This window comes from Nitrospirota bacterium, from assembly GCA_016214385.1.
Lineage (GTDB): Bacteria > Nitrospirota > Thermodesulfovibrionia > UBA6902 > JACROP01 > JACROP01.
On record JACROP010000137.1, the window covers coordinates 1 to 6,006 of the forward strand.

Genomic DNA, 6,006 nt, shown 5'->3' on the forward strand with positions numbered 1-6,006 from the left:
AGGGTGACTCCACAGGGGGGAAGATCGAACTTAAAAACCAGAAGAACTCTATGTTACGAATAACAGTTGAGTGGATTACAGGCAGGGTGAAGGTAAAAGAGTTAAGAGTTAAGAGTTAAGAGTTAAAAGTTAAAAGTTGAAAATGATGAATAAAAACTTAGAAACATACATATGGTCAGTCGACAGTCGACAGTCACTTGACACTCGACACTCGTGACTCGTCACTAATAGCGGCTTCACACTTATTGAGATTATGGTTGCTATTGCCATACTGGGCATAGGCATTGTCATGGTTATGCAGCTTTTCTCAGGTGGGCTCAGGTCTGGTGGAGCCTCTCGTGATTACACCAGGGCTATTATTCATGCAAAAGAGAAGATGGAAGAGTTGTTTATTGAACCAGTTTCAGGCTCTGGAGAATTCACAGAAGGCTCTGTCGCTACTGGAAATAACAGCTTTCGCTGGCATGCGGAAGTTTTACCTCACAGCGAGACACCTGTCACAACCGAAGAGACAGCATTGAAATTATTAAAGATAAAAGTAAAAGTATCCTGGTCTGACCCTAATAAAGAAAGGTCGGTGGAACTTGTGAGTTTGAAGGCAGTTTTGGAGGAGGAGTTTAAGTGAGTAAAAAAGGCTTCACGCTCTTAGAACTCCTTATTGCCATGGCGATATTAAGTCTTATCACGCTCATAGTTGGAAGTAGTCTCGGCCTTGGCATCCGTGCATGGGACAAAGGAGAGGCAGATATAGATAATTCCCAGAGACTGAGGTTCTTCTCAGAGAGGCTAAGCCAGCAAATAAAATCTGCTTACCCGTATCAAATAGAAATAGATGGGAAAAAGGTAGTTGCCTTTCAGGGCAAATCTGATTCCATCTGGTTTGTTACACCATCCGATGCCGGGTTAAAATGGGTCTCCTATTTTGTAAAGGACGATGCCCTCATGCTAAGGGAAGGCATTATTCCTGATAAAAAAGTCTTAGAAAAAATTTCAGTAGAAGGGGATGTCCTCGACTCAAAGGTATCTGCGCTTAAATTTGAATACTTCTCCTCAGAAGAAAAAGAATGGAAGGAATCATGGGATTCAGACAAGTCCCTTCCAGGTGCAGTAAGAGTCAGGGTAGACAAATTTCAGCCCTTTGTAATGTCTATCCCATCAGGATTAAAGGATTATGAAAAGAAATAACGAAGAAGGCGCTGCCCTCATGCTTGTCCTGTGGGTGCTGGTTCTGCTTACAGCAATAGTTACAGAATTTGCCTTTTCCATGAGGACAGAAGTCAATATCACAAGGAACTTCAAGGAAGAAGAAGAGGCATATTATGCAGCCTTATCAGGGATTGAGCAGGCAAAGGCAGAGATCATCTCTGCAAAGGAGCAAATGTATCTTGATGAAAAGGGCATCCTGATGTTTGGAGAAAAGGAAAAAAGTCCTGACAGGGAAGGCAGATTCGGGAATACCGCATATTCCTATGCAATCATAGATGAAGACAGAAAGATAAACCTCAATTCTGCAACTCCCGAACAATTAAGATATATACTCAGGTATTCAGGTGTAGAAGGAACAGAGCTTGACACAATAATTGATTCCATTTTTGACTGGAGGGATGCAGACAACCTCCACAGGTTGAACGGAGCAGAAGAGGATTATTATCAGTCTCTGCCAAAACCATATAGCTGTAAAGACGGGCCTTTTGATACAGTTAAAGAACTTCTCCTTGTAAAAGGCATTACACCAGAAATTCTTTATGGCTCAAAAAACATAGAGTCAAAATATAAAGGCATTGCTCAATATCTTACTGCAAAGAGCTCTCACATGATTAATATAAATACTGCTGACAGGGTTGTGCTCGAGGCAAAGTTCGGGCCTGCCGTAGCAGAAAATATAATAATGCAGAGGAGCGCAGGGCCGATACTGAACCCGATGGCAGGCGGAATTGTTAGGTCCACATACTTTACTGTCATCTCCACAGGCAGTAGTAATAAAATTAAGAGGGCTATCAAGGCATTGGTCTTGAAAAAAAGCGAGAAGACTTTAGAAATCCTTTACTGGAATGATAACCGGGTGAGTTCGTGAATTTAATTTATTTTGGGCAGCAATGGTTTAAGGATAAATTTTTCAAAAGCGTTTTGGGCATTGAGTTCAGGGATGACTCTTTAGTAGCCACATGTCTTAAAAACACTGTATCAGGGATAAAACTGGCCTCATCGATAACCCTTCCATTTAACAAGGACCTGCATGAAGATGCAGTTTCAGAGATAAAGAAATTTATCAGCCAGCACAGGATTAATACGAAAGCGGTATTTGTGAGTATTCCTAAGAAATGGGCAATCATCAAATTCATGGAGGTCCCGGCGCCAGAAAAAGATAGTCTTAAGGGACTAATGCAGTATGAGGTTGAGCGGCATGTACCCTTTCAAATAGAAAATGTATTTTATGACTTTCATGCCCTGGGCAAGAATGGCAATAGTTACAGGATTGTGCTTGTGGCTGTTCAGAAAGAGAAAATGGAAAATATAATGGAGTTCCTGAGGAAGAGCTCTCTTAAGCCTCAGGCTATTAATATCTCCTCATTTTGCCTCCTTAATGCAATAGAGTTAAGCGGAAACAGGGCAGATAGATGGCAGGAGCTCTTAGGATTAACAAGAAGGTCAGAGATATTCGGGGCCAGTGAGGATGTATGCATCTCTCTTTTTTTAAGGCCAGGAGAATCTGACATGGCAGTAATAAAAGGAGGCTCCTGCATGTATCTTAAAGATGCTGCCATTGACCTGGATAATTCAGAGGTCTTTTTAGAGGAGCTTTCCCACGAATTAAACGAAACCCTTTCAGGGCTTTCAATAAAGAAGATTGATAGATTAATACTCTCAGGCCCTGGTTCTACGAGGCAGGGGCTTTCCCAATCTGTAGCAGAAAAATTTGGCATAAAAGTAGTAGCTATCAACCCAATCTCAAAATTTTCTACCAGTGCAAAAGACGCTGAAATGCAGGAACTATCTCCATCTCTCGGCGCCTGCCTCTCAGGTTTTGGCCTTGGAAATATAAAGATAAATATCCTTCCCCATAAGCAGGGGGCAGGAGAGAGGCAAATCGGCCCTTTAATTACAAAAATATCCCTGCCTGTTATTCTACTTCTCGGCCTCGGCATACTGGCATCAGGGATGTCCAATGAGAAAAAGTCTCTCAGGCTAATTGAGGAGGGAATTAAAAAGAATGAGCCAGAAATGGCAGCAGTCGAAAAACTCTCAGCAGGGCTTAATGAGCTCGGCAAAAAAAAGAAATTTCTTCTTAGCGTGGAGACTGATACCGTCAGCAAACTCGATATACTTGCTGAGCTGACGAATGTAATACCTGCCGATGCCTGGATTACAAACCTTGATTATAAAGAGTCAGAAAGAAAGGACAACAAGTACAGGGGAGAGCTTGTGATAAGTGGATTTGCTGCATCATCCTCAAAGCTTATCTCAGTGCTTGAGGATTCTCTGTTTTTTGAAAATGTGGAGTTTATGGGGCCTATTACAAAGAGCAGTGGGAAAGAGGGATTTAAAATCAAGGCAGTGGTTGTCAAACCTGCTGAACTTGTTTCAGCATCTAATAAAGAGAAATCTCAATGAAGATGCCATTTAAATTTAGATTACAACGCAGGGAAAAGAAGGCCATTTTAATTGGAGGCTCAATAATCGCAATCATACTGTCATACTTTCTTTTTACATGGTATAGCAACATAAAGACATCCACAGGCGAGCATGCGGAAACCAAAAGAGTTTACCTGTTAAAACAGTTAAATAGGATTTCAGAAAAAGAAGATATAGCTAAAAGACTTGAGGCCACAAAAAATGAACTAAAGGAGCTTGACAATGGCCTTCTCAAAGGAGATAAGCCTCCTGTGGCAGCAGCAGAGCTTCAGAGAATACTGAAGGAAATGGCAATAGCCTCAAGAGCAGACATAAAGTCAGAACGGGCCATGAGCCCGGTTGATATGGAGATGTATTCTGGAATCCCTGTGGAAATAGGGTTTACAGCAACAACAGCAAAACTAAAGGAAATGCTCTTGAGGATAGAGACATCGCCACTCTTACTCACAATCCCTGAGATGAAGGTCCGTGTTACCAATATAAATAACCCATTAGAGGTATATGTGACCATGACAGTGAGGGGGCTTATCAAGAAAGGGGTCAGGGAGCAGGGATCAGGGACAGATAAATCTAAGACAAAAAATAAAACTCAGGAGAAGGGTGTTAATGCTGCGTAGTTATTTTTTATTGAATGTAATTCTCATAGCCCTTGCAGGGTTTCTGAGTTTTAAGCTCTACGATTCCCTCGCAAAACCTTTAGATATACCCTTCAAGGCTATCCAGAAACAGGCCCAATCGGATAAGTCCGATAAAAAGGAAGCTGAGAGTCCTGAGGAAAAGAAAGGTGCATCTGATTTTCAGGTAATTGTCCAGAAAGACCTCTTCAGGCCCAGCAGGACAGAGCCGAAAATAGAGGAGATTTCAAAGGCAGGGCCTCCCCTCCCTCCACCAAGACTCATTGGTACTGTAATTACAGAAAGTGTAGCTAAGGCATATCTTGAAGACCCAATAACTAAAACGGTGAAGGCTTATGGTATAAAAGACTCAATAGCAGGTTTTATTGTCCAGGAGATAGGAAAAAATAACGCTGTACTTCTTAGGGGTGAGGAAAAGATAGAGGTAAAAATTACGAGGGTAGAAACTGTAAAAAAACCTGACGGGTCTCCTTCTACGCCTCCAGTCATCCCTCCGAGGAGCCCACATTTACCACAGCCTGTACAACCCACAACACAGACTCCATATTTGCCTGCTCAGCCTCCACCACTTCCAACACCACCTGCATCTGCACCACAACAATAAATAAATCACGCAGGATTCAGGATAAAAATAAACCTGTTCTAAAAATTTCTTGATAATTTCCTCTGACTTTTTGCTATACTTTTCTCAAATTATCGTCCTCCGTAAACGGGAATTGGGAGGTAAGGCAATGTTACGAATCATTTTATTTATTTCGGCAATCTTCTTAGTTGTTTCCTGCGCTCCTAAAGAATTGGTAAAAGAGGAAGTTGCTGCCCTACCGTCTCCGCCTCCTGCCGAAGAAGTGAAAAAACCACCTGAGCCTCCTCTGCAAAAACCTCCTGAAATTCCTGAAATAAAGACATTAAAGAGGGATGAACCGATAAGGGTTGAACAGGAGGCAGGGGATAAGTATGTGGTGCTGAATTTTGACGGCGCTGACATCAACACCGTAGTCTCTGCTATTGCTGAGATGTTGAAAATAAATTATGTCCTTCCTCCTACCATTACTGGAAAGGTTACAATTCGCTCCCATAAGAAATTTTCAGTCGATGACCTCTTTCCTGTATTTCAGACAATACTTGAGGTAAATGGCCTCACCCTTGTCAGGGATGGCGCTGTATATAAAGTCGTTCCTTTAGAACAGGCAAAACAGCAGCCTCTAACAGTTGAATCCGGGAAAGAGGTAAAATTGCAGGTTGACTCAAGCTTTTTAACACAGATAGTTCCCCTCGAATATGTCAAGGCGAGTGATATCGTAAATATAATTAGAAATCTCATGCCTCGTGGAGCCGACCTCATAGTATATGAACCTTCAAATATTTTGATAGTTACCGCACCTCCATCTGGCTTGATGAAATTTATGAAGATAGTTGAGGCTCTGGATATACCTTCTACTGAGCGGGAATCCATTAAAACCTTTGTCTATCATGTAGAGAATGGAGAGGCAAAAAAGCTTGCAGAGATTTTAAGATCTCTGTATGTGGAAAAAAGGATTATACCTGGAAAACCACAGGTTCCTCCGAAGCCAGCTCCCCCGAAGCCGGTTACTCCTGCACCGTCACCACAGTTAGCGGCTCCTGTGACACCAACTGTTGCTGAGGCACTGCCTGGTGAGGTTGCAGGTGAAGTAATTATCACACCATATGAAGACATAAATGCCCTTATTATAAAGACCGATCCCAGAAGCTACCTCGC

At 42.1% G+C, this 6,006-nt stretch carries 6 protein-coding genes and 1 pseudogene; all 7 read left to right on the forward strand.

Going from position 1 to position 6,006, the window contains the following annotated elements:
- The first annotated feature begins 226 nt into the window (after nucleotides 1-226).
- Nucleotides 227-625, forward strand: a pseudogene (locus tag HZC12_08655) (prepilin-type N-terminal cleavage/methylation domain-containing protein).
- Nucleotides 622-1,185, forward strand: a complete 564-nt coding sequence (locus HZC12_08660; GenBank protein MBI5026774.1) for a prepilin-type N-terminal cleavage/methylation domain-containing protein — start codon at nucleotides 622-624, stop codon at nucleotides 1,183-1,185. The pseudogene HZC12_08655 and the gene HZC12_08660 overlap by 4 nt, the downstream one beginning before the upstream one ends.
- Nucleotides 1,172-2,074, forward strand: a complete 903-nt coding sequence (locus HZC12_08665; protein ID MBI5026775.1) for a general secretion pathway protein GspK — start codon at nucleotides 1,172-1,174, stop codon at nucleotides 2,072-2,074. Before HZC12_08660 ends, HZC12_08665 begins: the two co-directional genes overlap by 14 nt.
- Complete coding sequence (pilM, locus tag HZC12_08670) at nucleotides 2,071-3,612, forward strand: pilus assembly protein PilM (protein ID MBI5026776.1); 1,542 nt, start codon at nucleotides 2,071-2,073, stop codon at nucleotides 3,610-3,612. The genes HZC12_08665 and pilM overlap by 4 nt, the downstream gene beginning before the upstream one ends.
- 2 nt (nucleotides 3,613-3,614) lie before the next feature.
- Complete coding sequence (locus HZC12_08675) at nucleotides 3,615-4,250, forward strand: hypothetical protein (GenBank protein ID MBI5026777.1); 636 nt, start codon at nucleotides 3,615-3,617, stop codon at nucleotides 4,248-4,250.
- Nucleotides 4,240-4,872 carry a hypothetical protein gene (locus tag HZC12_08680; protein ID MBI5026778.1) on the forward strand — a complete coding sequence of 211 codons (633 nt, stop codon included), beginning with the start codon at nucleotides 4,240-4,242 and terminating at the stop codon, nucleotides 4,870-4,872. Before HZC12_08675 ends, HZC12_08680 begins: the two co-directional genes overlap by 11 nt.
- A gap of 127 nt (nucleotides 4,873-4,999) precedes the next feature.
- A partial coding sequence (locus HZC12_08685) for a hypothetical protein (GenBank protein MBI5026779.1) occupies nucleotides 5,000-6,006 on the forward strand: 1,007 nt, incomplete at its 3' end.

Coding starts and splice junctions, on each gene's coding strand:
- HZC12_08680 (MBI5026778.1), top strand. CDS start 4,240: ATGCTGCGTAGTTATTTTTTATTGAATGTAATTCTCATAGCCCTTGCA.
- HZC12_08665 (MBI5026775.1), top strand. CDS start 1,172: ATGAAAAGAAATAACGAAGAAGGCGCTGCCCTCATGCTTGTCCTGTGG.
- HZC12_08675 (MBI5026777.1), top strand. CDS start 3,615: ATGCCATTTAAATTTAGATTACAACGCAGGGAAAAGAAGGCCATTTTA.